We start from the raw sequence: 17918 nt of genomic DNA, 5'->3' as shown, positions 1-17918 counted from the left end.
TTTTCACCATCTCATAAGGAAAATATCAGAACCCTCCTTAACCAAAGCAATAACTAACCAAACAAGGAAAATCAATGGAACAATAATGGAATAGAAAAGGGGTTTTGCTTCCTCACCCAAGTGCATGAATTCCATCATGATATATTTTGCTTTCCAAATAGTCAAGGCAATAAATATCGCATAAAGGATTAAACCTCTTGGAAGGGTAAATGCAAACACAAATTCTACAAGAGTCAACAAAAGAAGTATTCCTGCTGTTTTCCAGATTTTTTTGATTTTTGCCTCATCCCGAGGCATTACGTCTAGCGCAGATTTATTTTGGAGGGAAGCCATATCTTAGAATTTTATAATTTAGATCAAATAGAATAAGGTAAATACAAACACCCAAACCAAGTCAACAAAGTGCCAATAAAGACCGATTTTTTCAACCATTTCATAATGCCCTCTTTGTTCGTATACTCCCACTGCTGCCTGGTAAAAAGCAAGGAACAACAAGAAAACACCAAGTGTCACGTGAAAACCGTGGAATCCTGTAATGAAGAAAAACAGCTGAGCAAAATTGGAAGGACCATATTCATTTACTGAAAGGTTTGCACCAAATATGGTTTCGGTTACTGTTTGTCCAAAATTATTAACATATGTAATCAAAGATCCATTTGGTGTGCCATGGATAAAGTGGGTCCATTCCCAAGCTTGACAACTTAAGAAAGTGATACCTCCAAGCAAAGTCCAAAGCAACCATTTGACTACATCCTTTTTATCATTTCGATGACCTGCTTCCACTGCTAATACCATGGTGACAGAACTCAAAATCAAAATGAAAGTCATTAAACCAACAAAAGCCAAGGGAATATGAACTCCGTGGAAAAAAGGAATCGCATCAAATACCAATTCAGGTACCGGCCAATATTCATTTGACCCTACAAAAGCGTCGGCAGGTCCTCCATAGGCAGGAAAACTTACACGAAGTGAAATGTAAGTGATCAATAAAGCGGCAAATGTGAAGATATCAGATAGCAGGAAAAACCACATCATGAGTTTCCCATAACTGGCTTTCAGGGGCTCATTTCCTCCACCCCAGACTCCTCTTTTGGGACTTACCCCAATTGCAGTTGCAGTCGTTGACATATATTATATTGTTTACTTTTTAATGATTCAATAACAAAAACATGAACAGGTATAACCAAAGCCCCCCTAAGAAATGCCAATATGTGAGGCACATTTCCATAGTGTCGAGGTTTTTGGAATGGACCTGATACCTGAAGGACGAAATTAATACAATAATTAGAAATATCACACCACTGACTAAATGTAATGCATGTAATCCTGTGAAAACATAAAGAAAAGAACCTGCCGGATTTCCTACAAAAAAGACATCCCTATCTACCAAAGCTACCCAGCTATACCATTGTCCCACCAGAAAAGCAAAGCCAAGAGCGGAAGTGACTATCATTCCTGTCCTAAGAGATTGCAAATCATCCTTTTTTGCAGATAAATATCCCCAATGCAGGGTAATACTACTCAATACGATAATTCCTGATGTGTACCAAAATATTGATGGGAGGTCAAATTCCAACCAATTACCTTCTGATTGTCTAACAATGTAGGCACTGGTAAGGGAAGCAAAAATCATCACGACTGTGACTATAAATAGCCACAAAGCGAATTTCTTAGGATGCATTGCAATCGGCTGCTCAGCATTTTCTATGTATTCAAATTTCTCTTCCATGGATTAAACTTTATCTAATAAATAGGCAATCTGAACAATCGGCAAGTAGAGAAAAGACCCAAACATTATTTTAAGTGCTGATTTTCTGGAACAATCTTTCATCAGTGAGAAAGTCTGCGCCAAAAACAATACACCACATATGGTAGCCACAATACCTGAATTGATTCCTGTCAATCCAAAATATGTTGGAAGTAAGCCAAGAGGCAATAGGAAAAGTGTATAAATCATAATTTGGATGGCTGTATTCAGATCTTTTTGTCCTCCGCTTGGAAGCAATTTGAATCCTGCTTTTTTATAATCTTCATCACTCACCCATGCTATCGCCCAAAAATGGGGAAATTGCCAAATAAACTGTATTCCAAAAATAATTAAGGCCTCATGGGAAATCACTCCCGTAGCAGCTGTCCAACCCAATAAAGGAGGCATTGCGCCGGGAATTGCTCCTACAAAAACTGCAATGGGACCGACTCTTTTTAATGGTGTATAAACAAAAACATAAAGTACCATACTTAAAACACCAAGCAGGGTAGTCAAAGGATTGGTGAAAATCCAAAGAATTGAAATCCCAATTAAAGCAATGATTGAGGTAAACCAATATGCCTCTTTTAATGAAATAAGGTTTAGAGGAAGAGGACGATTTTCTGTCCTTTTCATTAGTTTATCTATATCCCTTTCCCAAATTTCATTTGCCGCCCCAGAAGCCCCACTGATAAGAAAACCACCAACCATTAGAGCAAAAAACTTACCCCAGGAAAATATAACTCCAGAATCTCCAAGGATAAATCCAAAGACTGCTGAAAACGTAACAAGTGCGGATAATCTGAATTTGATCAAATCATTATAAGCACCGACCCTTAGCATAAGGAAATCGGTTATAGAATTTTCAGAAATATTTATAGTTCTCATGAACCTGCATTTTCTAGATTTAACTTCCTTTGGGCATAAAGTTGCAATAAAATGACAAACTGTATCCCAATTATCAAGGTTCCCAACAAAAGATGTATAGGCTGCAAAAATGCTGGAACGCCAAAATAAGCCATTCCAACACCTGTCAGAATCTCCAATAAGATCACAAAGATAAGAACCTGAGACCATTTAAAGATACTAACATGTCTCAATGTGTATTTGTATACTTTGTAAAAGAAAATAAGATGTACTACCAATAACAAAATTGAATACGATCTGTGAACAAGAAATACCAATCCAAGGTGCTCAACCCATTCACCCCTTAAGAGATTACCAAATTCAAATGCCACAATATCCATTTCCTCTCTAACCTGTGTTCCAAACACAATTTGGACAAGCATCAATAAAAACCCTATGACCAAGATCCCAAACAGCTGGCTTGGTTTTTCTGTATTCACTTGAGTATCATAGATCAATTTATAAGATTGGAAATGAACATAAAGCAGAATACATACTATTACCAGAGCCAACATCATATGAAGGGTAATCATCCATGGCAATAAGTTGGTAGAAACAACTATAGACCCAATCCAAGCTTGAAACAAAACCAAAAACAGGTTGAATACAGACAGGATCGGGATGGATTTTTTGAGTGACCAAAGAGGAACTGATTTAACTACAGTAAAAAGGACCAAAATACCAATAATGGCACCAATCAGCCTGTTTACATATTCGATCCAGGTTTTTACAGGGTTAAATTCTTGCTCAACCAAAATGGATCTGTCATTTTTGATTCGGTAGGCTTTTTCTTGAAAACCTAATTTCTCAAGTTGGGTGGCAAACTTATTGTTCTTTTCTACTCTTTTTTTAGAATAGATTTCCTGATAATTAGATGGGAGCTGATCCACACTTGTTGGTGGAACCCAGCTCCCAAAACATTTAGGCCAATCAGGACATCCCATACCTGACCCGGTACTTCTGACTATCCCACCGACAAGTATCAGAAAATAAACAGCTACCACAGTAATCAAACTGATACTACGGAAGCTGTTTATTTGATTAAGATTCTTTTGATTCATTGGCTACTAGAACTTCCTCTTCGTCTGCAATGATTGCTTTTTCCAATTTCACCAATTCCTGCTCATGAGGTAGGTTTGATTCAGGAGTTGCAGACAACGGAACAGTCTGTGGTATAAAATCCTCAGCAGCTCCAGGCTTTGAGTAGTCGTATGGCCATCTGTATACAGTTGGTATTTCACCAGGCCAGTTTCCATGCTTTGGATGAAGAGGAGTAGTCCACTCTAGAGTATTGGATCTCCAAGGATTCAAAGAGGCTACCCTTCCTCTATACATAGAATAGAAGAAATTGAACAAGAAGATCAATTGCGCACCAAAAGTAATAATGGCGGCTACTGAAACAAACATATTCAAGTCAGTATACATATTGGAGAACTCAAAGTTAGTCCAGCTATAATATCTTCTTGGGAAACCTGCGATACCGATATAATGCATTGGGAAAAACACCATATAAACACCGATAAAAGTCAACCAGAAGTGGATATACCCTAATCTAGCATCCATCATCCTTCCAAACATTTTAGGGAACCAATGATAAACACCTGCCATCAATCCAAAGAAAGATGCTGAACCCATTACCAAGTGAAAGTGGGCAACAACAAAATAGGTATCATGCAATTGAATATCAATAGCAGAGTTACCAAGGAAAATCCCTGTCAAACCACCTGAAATGAAGAACGACACCAAACCGATTGAAAACAACATTCCTGGAGTAAAGATCAAGTTACCTCTCCAGAGTGTTGTGAGGTAATTGAAAACCTTCACAGCTGAAGGAATAGCAATAATCAAAGTTAAGAACATGAATATTGATCCCAAGAAAGGATTCATGCCTGAAACGAACATATGGTGAGCCCAAACGATAAAAGATAAAATCGTGATGCCCAACATAGATATAATCATTGCTTTGTAACCAAAAATAGGCTTTCTTGAATTTACAGAAATAATTTCTGAGGTAATACCAAGTGCAGGCAACAATACAATATAAACTTCAGGATGGCCTAGGAACCAAAACAAGTGTTGGTAAAGCACAGGGCTACCGCCTGTGTTTGGAAGAGCTTCGCCCCCGATATAAATGTCTGACAAATAGAAACTTGTACCAAAGCTCCTGTCAAACACCAAAAGCAATGCAGCTGAAAACAATACAGGGAATGAAAGTAGACCAATTACAGCCGTCAAGAAGAAAGCCCATATTGTCAAAGGAAGTCTTGAAAATGACATTCCTTTTGTTCTCAGGTTGATCACTGTGGTTATGTAATTTATACCTCCCAACAAAGAAGACGCAATAAAGAATGTCATTGCAATCAACCATAATGTCATTCCCAACCCTGAACCAGGCATAGCTTGTTCTAGAGCTGATAAAGGAGGATAAACAACCCAACCTCCTGATGCAGGACCAGTTTCTATGAACAATGAGGTGAACATGATTACACCGGAAAGAAAAAAGAACCAGTAAGATAGCATATTCATGAATCCTGAAGCCATATCTCTTGCTCCGATTTGAAGAGGAATCAAGAAGTTGGAGAATGTGCCACTCAAACCTGCAGTCAATACAAAGAAAACCATGATGGTACCATGCATTGTCACGAGAGCCAAATAAAAATTAGGATCCAGTTTACCGGCATCATCTATCCATCCTCCAAGTAATGGTTTTAACCAATACAATTCCATATCCGGAAATCCGAGTTGTAACCTGAAAATGATTGATAACAAGCCACCAATAATTGCCCAGAATATACCTGTCACAAGGAATTGCTTGCCGATCATTTTATGATCAGTACTGAAAATATATTTTGTTATAAAATTATCGTGATGCTCATGTTCATCATGGTGATCATGAGTACTAGCACTGTGAGTAGCTGTATGAGCTGTTGCCATAATTATAATGTTTAATTACTTGTATTCGCTGATGGTTATTTCAGCTAATTCTTTCAATTCAGGAGATAAATTCTCAACAAGCGCAGGGTTATTGACAATATATGGTTTTTGTTCTGATAACCACTTTCTGTACTCCGCAGGCTCAACAACGTTGATGACTCTTCGCATAGAAAAGTGTCCTTTTCCACATACTTCGGTGCATGCAATCTCATATTCAAATTCAGGGTCATTTAATTCCGCTCTCATTTCTTCAGTAGTTTTGGTAGCGACAAACCAAAATTTCGTCGGCATTCCAGGAACAGCATCCATTTTCAACCTCATGTGAGGTGCGAAAACAGAATGAAGAACATCACGCGCTCTGATTTTGAAAAGAACAGGTTCACCTTTAGGTATAACAACTACTGGTGTATTAAAATCATCATGTGCATTTTTGTCAGAAAAATCCACACCTGAAACATTTGATGCATTGGTTAATCTATAATCGTTAGCCCCAAGCACATTGTCCATTCCTGGATATCTCACTTCCCAAGCAAACTGATAACCCAACAACTCTACAACATGCGCATTTTCGGGCGCAGGTTTGGTAATGTCAGACCAAGCTTTCCAACCTCCAATTACCAACAAAGCCAATACGATTGCAGGCACGACAGTCCAGATTACCTCTAGTTTATTGTTATCAGGATAAAAAGCCGCTTTTCTATCTTCTTTATACTGGTACTTGTATGGAAACCAGAAAAGAAGAATATGGGTAATAATGAAAATAACTCCGGTAACAGCCATGGTGATCCAAAACAACTGGTCTGTTACTGCACCATGCTCTGAAGCTAAAGGAGGATTATAATTATCAAATTCTTTGATAGAATACCAAAACATCAAAGCGCCTGATCCCAAAAGAAATAGAACGAACATGAAAGCGTTCACCTTATTACTTCCTGAAGCAACTTTTTTATCACTGCCCTTTACTACTGAAACAAGGGATTGTATTCTATATACCATCCATATTATGGATATGAGCAATAAAATACCAACTGCGATTAGAAATCCGTACATAATTATTAGTTTATCGGATAATTAAATATGATGATGATAACTTTCTTCCAACATTGGATGATTTTTAGCAATGAGGTTTCTTTTAGATAGGTTGTTTAAAACAACATATGTTACAAGAGAACCAAATACCAATAACATTCCTATTTCCATTAAACCAAATCCACCATTATGACCTAAAGTACCTGGCTGAACCATCAGGAAGAAATCAAACCAATGGCCGATGATGATTAAGGAACAAATAAGCTTTAGAAATATTCCGTGCCTTTTTGCATCTCTTGTCATAAGAACAAGGAAGGGAAGGAAGAAGTTTAGTGCTAGATTTACAAAAATGAACGGGCTGTACACATCACTTTGAAGTCTCTCTATAAAATAAACTGATTCCTCAGGTATATTGGCATAATAGATCAACAAGAATTGCGAAAACCATATATATGTCCAGAAAATTGAGAATGCAAAAACAAATTTTCCAAGGTCGTGAATATGGTTTTCATTGACCATTTCCAAGTATCCTCTTTCTTTTAAGAAGACAGTCACTAAGGTCATTGCAGACAATCCGGCTACAAACCATGAAGCAAATACATACCATCCAAACATTGTGGAAAACCAGTGAGTGTCAATAGACATAACCCAGTCCCAAGCAGAAACAGAGGAAGAAACAGCAAAGAAAACAAGGAATAGCGCAGACCACTTTCTGATCTGAAACCAAGTCTGATTTCCAGGATTGAGATCTTCCTGATAAGATAATTTTCTTAATTTATTGAAGAACAACACCCATGCTGCGAAGAAAACAACCATTCTAATGATAAAGAATGCAGGGAATGTCCCTTTTTCAAGTGGCCAAAAGAAAAAAGCCCCTTTTCCATCGATAATTTTATCATATTCAGGACTGTTTACGTCAAAGAGCTCTTTATGTGTCCAATGGAATATATCATGACCTAAGATTGCATAACTAACTATCATGATAATGCCGGCAAACGGCAACCAATAGCCAAAAGAAAGGAAAATCCTCAATAATGATGCTGACCATCCTGCCTGTGCAGCATATTGAATAGCAAAGAAGAAAACACCTATCACAGCAATACCTGTAAAATAGACATTATTAATCCAAAGATTGGCATAAAGTCTTTGGTACCAATGAAAGGCATGGCCTCCTTCAGCATGTGCATCACCATGGCCTCCGCCTAAAGCAGCTGTCAAGATACCTGCAGTTAGGATAACTGCACCTATGATCAAAATTGTAAATATTGTCTTTTTCAGCCCTGCTGTAAAATCAAATTTTTGATCCAAATTATAGTTTGTAGTACTGTGACCCATGATTATTGCTTCTGAATTTCTTGTTTAACATAGTGAACAATTTTCCAAATTCTTTCCTGAGGAATCTGAGAACCATGCGCCCCCATTCTACCTTTTCCTTTCATGACTACATGGAAAATATGGCCTTCAGGTAGGTTAATATAGGCACCCCCTTTAAGGTTGGCTACACCACCTATAACTTCTCCGGCTTTTCCGTCTCCCTCACCACCTTGTCCATGGCATGCTGAACAATATTGTGTGTACAGTACCTTTCCTTCAGCCAAAACCTGAGGAGTAAGCGTCACGGGGTTTTCATTCAAAGCGGCAGCTTCTAATTCAAATTGCTTTAATCTATATGGGAGAGAACCATCTTTGGACCTTGGCACAGTGTTGGCAACAGGTTCCCGCATATTCATTCGGTTGGGATTATTGATGTTACTATTGAAAAACTCTCCTTTTCCGTCTTCTCTAGTAGATAACCATGCCCCTTCATCCTCATTCACAATCTGTGAAAGTGGTTCGTATGCTATAGAATTATACATTTGAGGTGCATATTCATAACCGGGATCCTCACCGGAGGCACCACAGGAAGCAAGTCCTAAGACTGCTCCAAGAAATGCAAACGTGTATATAGAACGTGTAATTTTCATATATCTATTTACCTATTCAAAACTTTTAAAATTAACTTCAGAAGCACCGGAATTTTTCAAAACATCAGTTAATTGATTTTCTGCCATTGAAGAATTTACAGCTAAATCAATTGCCATAACATGCTTATCATCTGTGATTCGGATGTCAAATATTCTTGGCTGACCCCAAGGTTTTAGATTACTTGCTATCATGAAAACACCTACCATTCCAAATGCAGCCAATAAAACTGTAAGTTCGAATGTTACAGGAATAAAATCAGGCACTGCAGCATGGTCTTTACCACCAATGATCATTGGCCAGTCAAATTTCATCATATAAAACTGCATGGTCAAGGCAAGTGTAGTACCCAGCATACCAAATAAGAATGCTGCAATTGGAAGTTTACTCCTTTTGTATCCCAAAACATCATCAATACCGTGCACAGGAAAAGGTGAATAAACCTCATGAATTTTCACTCCGCTGCCTCTAACTTTTGATATTGCATCCAACAAAACATCCTCATCGTCATATACGCCTAGGATGAAATTTTTATCTCTTTCCATGCTTTATTTTGTTACTTTTTCTGAGGTTGATTTCACAATAGATTTAATTTCAGCCATGTTGATTACTGGGAAGAACTTCGCAAAAAGGAAAAATAATGTGAAGAACAATCCGAAGGTGAACAGATAAACCCCAACATCTGAGATGGTTGGATAGAACATTGCCCAAGACGAAGGAAGATAATCTCTATGCAATGAAGTCACGATGATCACGAATCTTTCGAACCACATACCGATGTTTACAACTAGAGACAATAAGAAAGTGGCAACTATAGAAGTCCTGATTTTTTTAAACCAGAAAAGCTGAGGAGAAATTACATTACATGTCATCATTGACCAATATGCCCACCAATAAGGACCAAACATCCTGTTCATAAAGGCATATTGCTCAGCTGCAACACCTGAATACCAGGCAATGAAGAATTCTGTGATATAAGCAATACCTACAATAGATCCGGTGATGATGATAACAATATTCATCAATTCAATATGACCGATAGTAATGTAATCCTCCAAATGGAAAACTTTCCTTGTCACAATCATCAATGTCAATACCATTGCAAAACCTGAGAAAATCGCTCCGGCAACAAAGTATGGAGGGAAGATAGTAGTGTGCCATCCCGGAATCACGGAGGTGGCAAAGTCAAAGGATACAATCGTGTGTACTGAAAGTACTAATGGAGTTGCTAAACCAGCCAATATCAAAGCAACAGATTCATACCTGCTCCAAGTCTTGGCAGCGCCATCCCATCCAAAAGATAATGCACCATATATGGTTTTTCTGATACCGGATGCCCTGTCTCTTATTGTAGCAAAATCAGGGATCAAACCAATATACCAAAACACCAAGGACACAGAGAAGTAAGTTGAAATAGCAAACACGTCCCAGAGTAGAGGTGAATTGAAGTTTACCCATAGTGATCCAAAGGTATTTGGAAGTGGCAAAGCCCAATAAGCACCTAACCAAGGCCTACCCATATGTATAACAGGGAACATTGCGGCACAGATTACGGCAAAAATCGTCATTGCTTCTGCTGCCCTGTTGATGGCCATTCTCCACTTCTGCCTGAACAATAAAAGTACAGCAGAGATCAAGGTACCTGCGTGACCGATACCAACCCACCAAACGAAGTTGGTGATATCCCAAGCCCAGCCAACAGTTTTATTGAGTCCCCACATGCCGATACCTTCCCAAAGAGTTGCTACCAATGCAATGGATCCTAATAACAAAACCCCTACTGAAAATAAAAAGGCTAAAAGCCAGCCCATACTGGGCTTAGCCTCTACTTGCCTTGATATATCATGAGTGACGTCTTTCAGAGTTTTACCGCCTGTAATCAGAGGCTGGCGTACGGATGAAGTAACATGCATATCTTATAAAATTATTTATTACGCTTCTGATTTATCCTTATTTCTGATTTTGGTAAAATACCACACGTTAGGGCTCACATTGATTTCTTCCAATACGTGGTAAGCTCTTTCTTCATTTACTTCTTTCATTGCTGAAGTTGTGTCTTCTTGAATTTTGAGCATTTGTGTGATTTTACTGTTGGCATCATTCATGTCTCCAAAAACAATAGCAGTAGTAGGACATGCCGAGGCACAGGCTACGTTGATTTCACCGTCTTTAACTTTCCTACCCTCTCTCTTGGCAGTCAATTTACCTGCTTGAATTCTTTGAACACACATAGAGCATTTTTCTATAACACCTCTTGCTCTGACTGTTACATCAGGATTCAATACCATCTTGCCCATGTCGTCGTTTTGTGCCACGTTAACAGCAGCAAAATCTTTGTTGTCATGATACTTGAACCAATTGAATCTCCTTACTTTATATGGACAGTTATTGGCACAATACCTTGTTCCAATACACCTGTTATAAGTCATTTGGTTTAATCCTTCTGAGGAGTGGGTTGTAGCAGCAACCGGACATACTGTTTCACAAGGGGCATTGTTACAATGCTGACACATCATCGGTTGGAAGGTAACCTCTGGATTATCTGCCGCAACTTCCAATTCTTTATTTGAGGTAGCTTCAGCCGGGGAGCTATAGTACCTGTCAATCCTAATCCAGGCCATTTCTCTTCGGTTAAGCACTTCCTGCTTTCCTACTACAGAAACGTTATTCTCAACCTGACATGCGATCGTACAAGCACCACACCCGATACAAGAATTCATATCAATTGCCAGTCCCCAATGGTGTTGGCTATATTGGTGTCCTTTCCAAAGTGAAATTTTAGAAGGTTTGACAAACTCCCCTTCTTTGTAAATTTTTGGCTGATATCGGCCTGCAGATGCGTCTTCTTTATATTCACCTAAGGTAGCTTCTTGAATCACAAACTCTCTTCCCATGTAAGTTTGATGGGTTTGTGTTTGTGCAATTTTATAAACCTCAGAAGTCAATTCGATAGAAATACCTTCAGTTACATCGAAATTTGTAAAGCCTTTTGAGCTATCTACCAATTCATAGGCATTCACTCCGACTCCATCTGCTACCCTTCCTGCTTTGGTCCTGCCATATCCTAAAGCCAAACCAACTGTTTCGTCTGCTTGACCAGGCTGAACCAAAACCGGTACTATAAGAGATTTACCTCCTACTGTAATTTTTGCTTTCTTAGTCTCACCTTCAGACATCTTTAAGCCATTCTCATTGGCCCATTTTTGAGAAACGGTAAGATAATTATCCCATGTAGCTTTAGAAATTGGGTCGGACATTTCCTGAAGCCAAGGGTTGTTTGCAAATGTTCCATTGCCAATTCCGACTTTGGTATAAATGGCCAATTCTGTGCCTGCACTCTCTGCTTTGTAAGCTTTTGCTACATAAGAGGCTGCGGAAGCCAAATCAGCTACATTGGCAACAGGTGTTGATTCAGATGGAATAGAATACACCCCGTTGAATAGTGATCTATCCCAAAATTCCTGAAAATTTGCTGTTTCAGTTTGGGCTGCAAATAGGGTTGTATTCCAGTTTTGCTGCAAGAAATCATAATAATTGGTTGCAGCGCCTGCCCAAACTAAAAATGTATCCTGCGCTTGTCTCGAATCAAATAATGGAGAAATCGCAGGTTGGCTTAAGCTATATTCTCCTTTTCTTGGATAGAAATCATTCCATGATTCAAGATAATGGTGATCAGGAGCAATGTATTGTACCATGGAAGCTGTCTCATCCATAGTGGAGTTGGTGGCCACTGACACTTTCGCTTTGGCAATTCCTTCAGCTACTTCAGCCCCTTTGGCAAAATCATAAACAGGATTACAATTATAGAAAATCACTCCTCCTATCAGGCCTGCTTTTAGATCCGCTACAAATTGATTCATTTTTGAATCGTCTCCTTTTCTGAAATAGGATGGCTTGGAAAAATCTACGGTAACGCCATTGTTTTCGAGTAAGTCATTGATGGCGTTTACGACAACCTGCACATTAGGATCATTTGAACCTGATACCACGATGGACTTACCTTTGTTAGCCCAAAGTTCCTTTGCAGCTTTATCAAGGTGAGCGATTTCAATTGCACCTGAAACGGTAGCTACTCCGGCCTGCTTTGCAATGGCATTGTATAATGCCAATACTGCAAGTCCGCTTTGAGAAGGTTTTATTGGAGTTCTGTAATCTGCGTTTGCTCCGGTAAGGGAAAGGTTGGATTCAAACTGAAAATGGCGGGACATTACAGGTTTTTCTTTCGAAATTTTTCTACCCTGTCCATATTGCTTAGCAAACTCTATGGGAGAAATCCATGTTCCCAAAAAGTCAGCTCCAAAACTCACGATCACATTGGCTTTATCGAAGTTATAGCTTGGAAGCATTGCTGTTCCATAAGACGTTTCAGCAGCCTTGGTTATTCCATAATTGGAAATAGGATCGTAGGTGATGACTTCCGCGCTACCAAATACCTCGGCAAATTGCTGAAGAACTCTTTCAGTCGATGGAGAAATTACTGTATTGGTAACAATTTTAACTGTACCCGCTGATGCCAATTTGGCTTTTACTTCAGAATCGATAGTTGCCCAATCTGATTTCGTCCCATTGATGTATGGGCCAGCAAGTCTTTGTTTGTCGTACAAAGAAAGAACTGAAGCTTCAACTATGGCACTGATGCCTCCTTTGTTTATAGGAGAAAGTTCATTACCATCTATTTTGATAGGTCTTCCTTCCCGGGTTTTTACTACAATAGAGGCATAATCACCGCCGGAAGAAAATGTTGAAGCATAATAATTAGGAATGGATGGATTGACGTCAACAGGTTTGTTGACATATGGAATTGCCTTTCTCACTGGAGCTTCACAAGCGGCCAAGGATGCAGCCGCCAAACTAAAACCCATCAATTTTAGAAAATCCCTCCTAGATGCACCTTCTTCATTTCCTAAGATTGTTGGCATTTCAGGAAATTCCTTCTCTGCATTCTTAACAAATTCAGGATCATTTGTTAATTGCTCTAAACCTTTCCAATAGGTCTTTTTATTTTCTGTCATTGTATATTCAAGAAAAGTAAGTTCTGAATTATTTTTTAATTAATAATGGCACTTTGCACATTCCAATCCTCCGATATCTTTCACCTTGAGTGCTTCTTTGGAATTGCTGTGTAACTGTACCAATTTATCGTAATATTCATTCCCTTTGGAATTGATGTCTGTCTGCCGGTGACAGTCTATACACCAACCCATTGTAAGCGCACTGTGCTGATAAACTACCTCCATTTCCTGAATTGGTCCATGACAAGTCTGACATTCTATTCCGCCTACAGCTACGTGCTGCGCATGGTTAAAATATGAAAGATCCGGAAGGTTATGGATACGTACCCATTCAATTGGCTGATTATTATCAACCGCTGCATAAATTTTTGCAATTTCAGGAGAGATACCTTCTTTACCGCCAACATTTTGAATATGTGTATGACAATTCATACAAATATTAGCAGACGGTATATTGGCAGATTTACCGATTTCAACACCTGTGTGACAATATTGACATTCAATCTCATATTGTCCTGCATGAAGCTGATGAGAAAAAGCGATAGGTTGCTTTGGACCATATCCCTGCTGAACACCTATAGTCAAAATCTCATCAAGAGCAGTTTTTACAGTAAATGCGATTACAAGTGTTGTGATTATAACTACAAAACCATCGGATTTGATCAGTTTCTTAAAATCAAATTTTTGGTTGATGTATTCTTCATCAGCAGCATCAAGTTTTTGGCTTCCCAAATATTTGGTCAAAATAGATATGATGAGCCCTAAAACAATCAAAATTAAAAGTAATACTACTACGAGTACAACCAATATTATGGTAAGGTATTCACTTGGAATCCCTGATCCTCCCGTAGCACCTGCTTGAACGCCATCGGCAGGTGCCGCAGCTGCAGCTGGGTCAGCTTTATCACCGTATTCAATATATGCCAACAAATTCATCAGGTCGGTATCCGAAAGGAATTCATGTGCCGGCATTACCAGATTATTGAATTGGCTTGAAATAGCGACCGCTTCGGCATCTCCTGAAGCGATCAGTGCTTGTGAATTCTTGATAAACTTTTTGGTCCACTCTATAGAATGACGGTCGGTAACCCCTCTTAAGGCGGGTCCCACATTCTTGGAATCAAGCCTGTGACAAGTCCTACAGTTTGCATTGAATACGGTCTTTCCTGCAGCAATCGCCTCCTCACTGTTGGAAACATCGGGATTTACCGCATAGACTTGTGTCCCTGACAACTGGAAGAATAGCAACAGTAAGAGGCTAAATCTTAAAGGAACACTTAATATTGAGCGATTGATCGACATATTTATTACTTATTAAACAGTTTAAAGCACGTTTTTTGATAAACACTGCAAATGTACTATCGCAATTCTATTTTTCAAACTTGAATCAATTTGAATTGACAACCATATTTTTATAATTATAATTAATTTAAGTATTTGTATTTCAGTGTATTAAACAGTATTTGCTTTAGGTGTATTCAATTTAGATTCATTATAAATAAAATTATATTTGGATTAATATTACCATGAATTAAGCCGATTAAAAATCTTCAAGTTTCTTTTTCAACTTTTAATAATTCACACTTTCGAAAATTTGAGTTTTTATTAAAAAAAAATTAAAAAAAGTTTGTCAATTTAAGGTTTAGTGATTTTATTTGTTTTTATATAAGGTCGAGTGGCCGAGTGTTAGGCGTTAGTCGGCAAGACTTTCTACGGTGGTTCAAATCCATCCTCGACCTCAAATAAAGAACGTTTTAATCACCCAAGGTAAACCGTTCCATCAAATTTTATCATAAAGCCTTTTGGCCAACTGTGTTGGATTAAATTCCTTTCTCATTTGTCTGAAGGTCAATAGTTTTTATAAGGTCGAGTGGCCGAGTGTTAGGCGTTAGTCGGCAAGACTTTCCACGGTGGTTCAAATCCATCCTCGACCTCAATACAGGAATGGTTTTCAGTCCAATCAAAATTCCTTCCCATCTTTTAAAAAAGGCTTTTTAGCAAAGTTGTATTTCGTTTATTTCCGGATTCAGGTTTCTATTAAGTCAAATTGTTTTTATAAGGTCGAGTGGCCGAGTGTTAGGCGTTAGTCGGCAAGACTTTCTACGGTGGTTCAAATCCATCCTCGACCTCAAATAAAGAACGTTTTAATCACCCAAGGTAAACCGTTCCATCAAATTTTATCATAAAGCCTTTTGGCCAACTGTGTTGGATTAAATTCCTTTCTCATTTGTCTGAAGGTCAATAGTTTTTATAAGGTCGAGTGGCCGAGTGTTAGGCGTTAGTCGGCAAGACTTTCTACGGTGGTTCAAATCCATCCTCGACCTCAAATAAAGAACGTTTTAATCACCCAAGGTAAACCGTTCCATCAAATTTTATCATAAAGCCTTTTGGCCAACTGTGTTGGATTAAATTCCTTTCTCATTTGTCTGAAGGTCAATAGTTTTTATAAGGTCGAGTGGCCGAGTGTTAGGCGTTAGTCGGCAAGACTTTCCACGGTGGTTCAAATCCATCCTCGACCTCAATACAGGAATGGTTTTCAGTCCAATCAAAATTCCTTCCCATCTTTTAAAAAAGGCTTTTTAGCAAAGTTGTATTTCGTTTATTTCCGGATTCAGGTTTCTATTAAGTCAAATGGTTTTTACAAGGTCGAGTGGCCGAGTGTTAGGCGTTAGTCGGCAAGACTTTCTACGGTGGTTCAAATCCATCCTCGACCTCAGAAGCTTCCCACAATTGGGAAGCTTCTTTTATTTTATCAAAAAATGAAATTTTATTAGAACCAAAATTAGGTTAAACTCCGTTTGATTTAATTAGTAGAATCCCTACATTTGCATTCCGTAAAAACGGTCGAGTGGCCGAGTGGCTAGGCAGAGGTCTGCAAAACCTTGTACAGCGGTTCGAATCCGCTCTCGACCTCACAAAAAAAGCATCCTTGAAAAGGGATGCTTTTTTGTTTTTCAACGTTAGGTATCCCCAATGTTCAATAAAATTGCAATAATGAATAATTCAACGGATGGTTTTCTATTTACCCACTGGTTGCACTTTATAAATTCTTAAAAAATCTTCTTCCTCTTCCCTATTTGGAGCTTTTTCCATCCATAGAAACCCGCCGCCTGAGGCAAAACCGCTTACATTAACTCCTTCGGGAAAATCAAGGTTTCCAATTACTTCCAAAGTCTTTTGGTCCAATATCAAAATTCCCTGATTGACTTCACTTTCAATTTTTTCATAGAGCTGTTCAGCTTCCGCTTCACTTCCAGAACTATAAAGCGCTTCTAATTCCTTCTTTTTTTCCTCGGGAATTCCACCATAGTATTGAACCAAAATTTTGCCTTCTACAACATGTATGTTTCGAATAGCAGGTGTGCCACCTTTTATAATAACCGTACCTTCGGCAAATTCAGCCCTTGGCGTTACAGGCAGTTTGCCAAAGCCGGGTAAATCAAGCATGACCACCGTATCCAACTCTGCTCCCTCAGGACTCAGGTCATATACATTCAACCGCAGTTCCCCACCCAAGGAAATATAAAGTTTGCTTTCGGAAGCCTCTAATGCCGGAGCATAATCACTTTCAAAATAGCCATTTCCATCCAAAAACTGACTTCCTTGCTCAAAGGGTATAATTTCAATGAATTTCTCTTCCTCAATATCGATAAGTTCCAAAGCCCTGAAGCTGTCATAAAATTTTTGTTCTCCAGGAAAAGTCTCCCGAGTTCTGACAGATTTGCTAAGCAAATACTGCTTTCCATGAAGTATTGCCGTTTCCATTCCTTTACCCGAAAAACTCATAAATCCAGCACCTCCCAAAGACTCAGGATGCGCAAGTTTTTTAATCATATTGCCGTCTAAATCATATATAAAAATCCCATTCATCCCGGCCAGGGCGAGTTGATCTTCATTGACGAAACCGGGGGATTCCATCAGGAATCCATGGGAATCAGGGGTGTCTTCTTTTTTCGAAAACTGGCTCAAAATAGCTCCTGAGCTGTCCGTGATAATAAATTCGCGGTTGGCAAAATCATAGAAGACAATCCGATCCGCTTTTGGGCTGACATCAACAATAAGGGGATCTCCCAAAATATTTAGATCCAACGAATCAATAACCTCAAACGAATAAGTGGTAGGAATTTCTTGCTCCTTTTTTTCTGGGTCCGAACAGGAGCAAAAAATTAGGAGGACGAGCGTATAAAGTTGGAGATGTTTCATAACTCAATTTTAAAAAATAATTTTTAAAAATCAATTTTATTTTTAGTTCATTTTATTCGAATTTGATCTATCCATCCTTTTGCTCCAAATTCAGACCAAGCAAGAAATTGTGATGGGCATAAAAA

14 protein-coding genes and 4 tRNA genes are annotated in these 17918 nt (G+C 38.6%); 4 read left to right on the top strand and 14 right to left on the bottom strand.

All coding sequences use genetic code 11. The features are described from left to right. Positions 1-3: 3 nt before the first annotated feature. The 13 genes from NU887_RS15125 to NU887_RS15065 are packed head-to-tail and all read right to left on the bottom strand — an operon-like array spanning position 4 to position 14892. Positions 4-333, bottom strand: a complete 330-nt coding sequence (locus NU887_RS15125) for a cytochrome C oxidase subunit IV family protein (protein WP_258424217.1) — start codon at positions 331-333, stop codon at positions 4-6. An 18-nt stretch (positions 334-351) separates the two neighbouring features. Continuing rightward, the gene (locus NU887_RS15120; protein WP_258424216.1) at positions 352-1128 is read right to left on the bottom strand and encodes a cytochrome c oxidase subunit 3; all 777 of its coding nucleotides are present in this window, start codon (positions 1126-1128) and stop codon (positions 352-354) included. Between the two features lie 19 nt (positions 1129-1147). Next, positions 1148-1729, bottom strand: a complete 582-nt coding sequence (locus NU887_RS15115) for a cytochrome c oxidase subunit 3 (RefSeq protein ID WP_258424215.1) — start codon at positions 1727-1729, stop codon at positions 1148-1150. 3 nt (positions 1730-1732) lie between these two features. Beyond that, the gene (gene cyoE, locus NU887_RS15110; protein WP_258424214.1) at positions 1733-2635 is read right to left on the bottom strand and encodes a heme o synthase; all 903 of its coding nucleotides are present in this window, start codon (positions 2633-2635) and stop codon (positions 1733-1735) included. After that, positions 2632-3714, bottom strand: coding sequence for a COX15/CtaA family protein (locus tag NU887_RS15105; RefSeq protein ID WP_258424213.1), 1083 nt, complete (start codon positions 3712-3714; stop codon positions 2632-2634). Before NU887_RS15105 ends, cyoE begins: the two co-directional genes overlap by 4 nt. Beyond that, positions 3695-5587, bottom strand: coding sequence for a cytochrome c oxidase subunit I (locus NU887_RS15100; protein WP_258424212.1), 1893 nt, complete (start codon positions 5585-5587; stop codon positions 3695-3697). The genes NU887_RS15105 and NU887_RS15100 overlap by 20 nt, the downstream gene beginning before the upstream one ends. A 15-nt stretch (positions 5588-5602) precedes the next feature. Further along, entirely contained in the window at positions 5603-6637 is a 1035-nt protein-coding gene (locus NU887_RS15095) for a cytochrome c oxidase subunit II (RefSeq protein WP_258424211.1), read from the bottom strand. A gap of 21 nt (positions 6638-6658) precedes the next feature. Next, positions 6659-7951, bottom strand: a complete 1293-nt coding sequence (locus NU887_RS15090) for a quinol:cytochrome C oxidoreductase (protein WP_258424210.1) — start codon at positions 7949-7951, stop codon at positions 6659-6661. A 2-nt stretch (positions 7952-7953) separates the two neighbouring features. After that, positions 7954-8580: a c-type cytochrome gene (locus NU887_RS15085; protein ID WP_258424209.1), complete on the bottom strand. Its 627-nt coding sequence runs from the start codon at positions 8578-8580 to the stop codon at positions 7954-7956. 12 nt (positions 8581-8592) lie between these two features. Beyond that, positions 8593-9123, bottom strand: coding sequence for a DUF3341 domain-containing protein (locus NU887_RS15080; RefSeq protein ID WP_258424208.1), 531 nt, complete (start codon positions 9121-9123; stop codon positions 8593-8595). Between the two features lie 3 nt (positions 9124-9126). Beyond that, a complete protein-coding gene (nrfD, locus tag NU887_RS15075) occupies positions 9127-10491 on the bottom strand; it encodes an NrfD/PsrC family molybdoenzyme membrane anchor subunit (protein WP_258424207.1) in 1365 nt (454 codons plus the stop codon). A gap of 18 nt (positions 10492-10509) precedes the next feature. Beyond that, the gene (locus NU887_RS15070; RefSeq protein ID WP_258424206.1) at positions 10510-13590 is read right to left on the bottom strand and encodes a TAT-variant-translocated molybdopterin oxidoreductase; all 3081 of its coding nucleotides are present in this window, start codon (positions 13588-13590) and stop codon (positions 10510-10512) included. Positions 13591-13629: 39 nt separating this feature from the next. Continuing rightward, positions 13630-14892, bottom strand: a complete 1263-nt coding sequence (locus NU887_RS15065) for a c-type cytochrome (protein ID WP_258424205.1) — start codon at positions 14890-14892, stop codon at positions 13630-13632. A gap of 367 nt (positions 14893-15259) precedes the next feature. Between NU887_RS15065 and NU887_RS15060 the strand changes: the two genes are divergently transcribed. From NU887_RS15060 to NU887_RS15045, 4 genes are all read left to right on the top strand, one after another. Then, positions 15260-15329: transfer RNA gene (locus tag NU887_RS15060), tRNA-Cys, on the top strand. A 320-nt stretch (positions 15330-15649) separates the two neighbouring features. Further along, positions 15650-15719 (top strand) — tRNA-Cys (locus NU887_RS15055). A gap of 125 nt (positions 15720-15844) precedes the next feature. Then, a tRNA-Cys gene (locus NU887_RS15050) sits at positions 15845-15914 on the top strand. Between the two features lie 518 nt (positions 15915-16432). Then, positions 16433-16503 (top strand) — tRNA-Cys (locus tag NU887_RS15045). A gap of 105 nt (positions 16504-16608) precedes the next feature. Here NU887_RS15045 and NU887_RS15040 read toward each other — a convergent pair. Next, positions 16609-17793, bottom strand: coding sequence for a hypothetical protein (locus tag NU887_RS15040; protein ID WP_258424204.1), 1185 nt, complete (start codon positions 17791-17793; stop codon positions 16609-16611). Positions 17794-17918: the final 125 nt, after the last annotated feature.

The organism is Aquiflexum gelatinilyticum, from assembly GCF_024741135.1.
GTDB lineage: Bacteria > Bacteroidota > Bacteroidia > Cytophagales > Cyclobacteriaceae > Cognataquiflexum > Cognataquiflexum gelatinilyticum.
Note: the sequence above shows the minus strand (reverse complement) of the source record. Positions and strands in the feature narration are given on the sequence as shown.

Bases quoted from the DNA above. Each gene is read 5' to 3' on its own strand.
- NU887_RS15125 (WP_258424217.1), bottom strand. From the start codon at position 333: ATGGCTTCCCTCCAAAATAAATCTGCGCTAGACGTAATGCCTCGGGAT.
- NU887_RS15120 (WP_258424216.1), bottom strand. From the start codon at position 1,128: ATGTCAACGACTGCAACTGCAATTGGGGTAAGTCCCAAAAGAGGAGTC.
- NU887_RS15095 (WP_258424211.1), bottom strand. From the start codon at position 6,637: ATGTACGGATTTCTAATCGCAGTTGGTATTTTATTGCTCATATCCATA.
- NU887_RS15040 (WP_258424204.1), bottom strand. From the start codon at position 17,793: ATGAAACATCTCCAACTTTATACGCTCGTCCTCCTAATTTTTTGCTCC.
- NU887_RS15070 (WP_258424206.1), bottom strand. From the start codon at position 13,590: ATGACAGAAAATAAAAAGACCTATTGGAAAGGTTTAGAGCAATTAACA.
- NU887_RS15105 (WP_258424213.1), bottom strand. From the start codon at position 3,714: ATGAATCAAAAGAATCTTAATCAAATAAACAGCTTCCGTAGTATCAGT.
- cyoE (WP_258424214.1), bottom strand. From the start codon at position 2,635: ATGAGAACTATAAATATTTCTGAAAATTCTATAACCGATTTCCTTATG.
- NU887_RS15065 (WP_258424205.1), bottom strand. From the start codon at position 14,892: ATGTCGATCAATCGCTCAATATTAAGTGTTCCTTTAAGATTTAGCCTC.
- nrfD (WP_258424207.1), bottom strand. From the start codon at position 10,491: ATGCATGTTACTTCATCCGTACGCCAGCCTCTGATTACAGGCGGTAAA.
- NU887_RS15080 (WP_258424208.1), bottom strand. From the start codon at position 9,123: ATGGAAAGAGATAAAAATTTCATCCTAGGCGTATATGACGATGAGGAT.
- NU887_RS15100 (WP_258424212.1), bottom strand. From the start codon at position 5,587: ATGGCAACAGCTCATACAGCTACTCACAGTGCTAGTACTCATGATCAC.
- NU887_RS15090 (WP_258424210.1), bottom strand. From the start codon at position 7,951: ATGGGTCACAGTACTACAAACTATAATTTGGATCAAAAATTTGATTTT.
- NU887_RS15115 (WP_258424215.1), bottom strand. From the start codon at position 1,729: ATGGAAGAGAAATTTGAATACATAGAAAATGCTGAGCAGCCGATTGCA.
- NU887_RS15085 (WP_258424209.1), bottom strand. From the start codon at position 8,580: ATGAAAATTACACGTTCTATATACACGTTTGCATTTCTTGGAGCAGTC.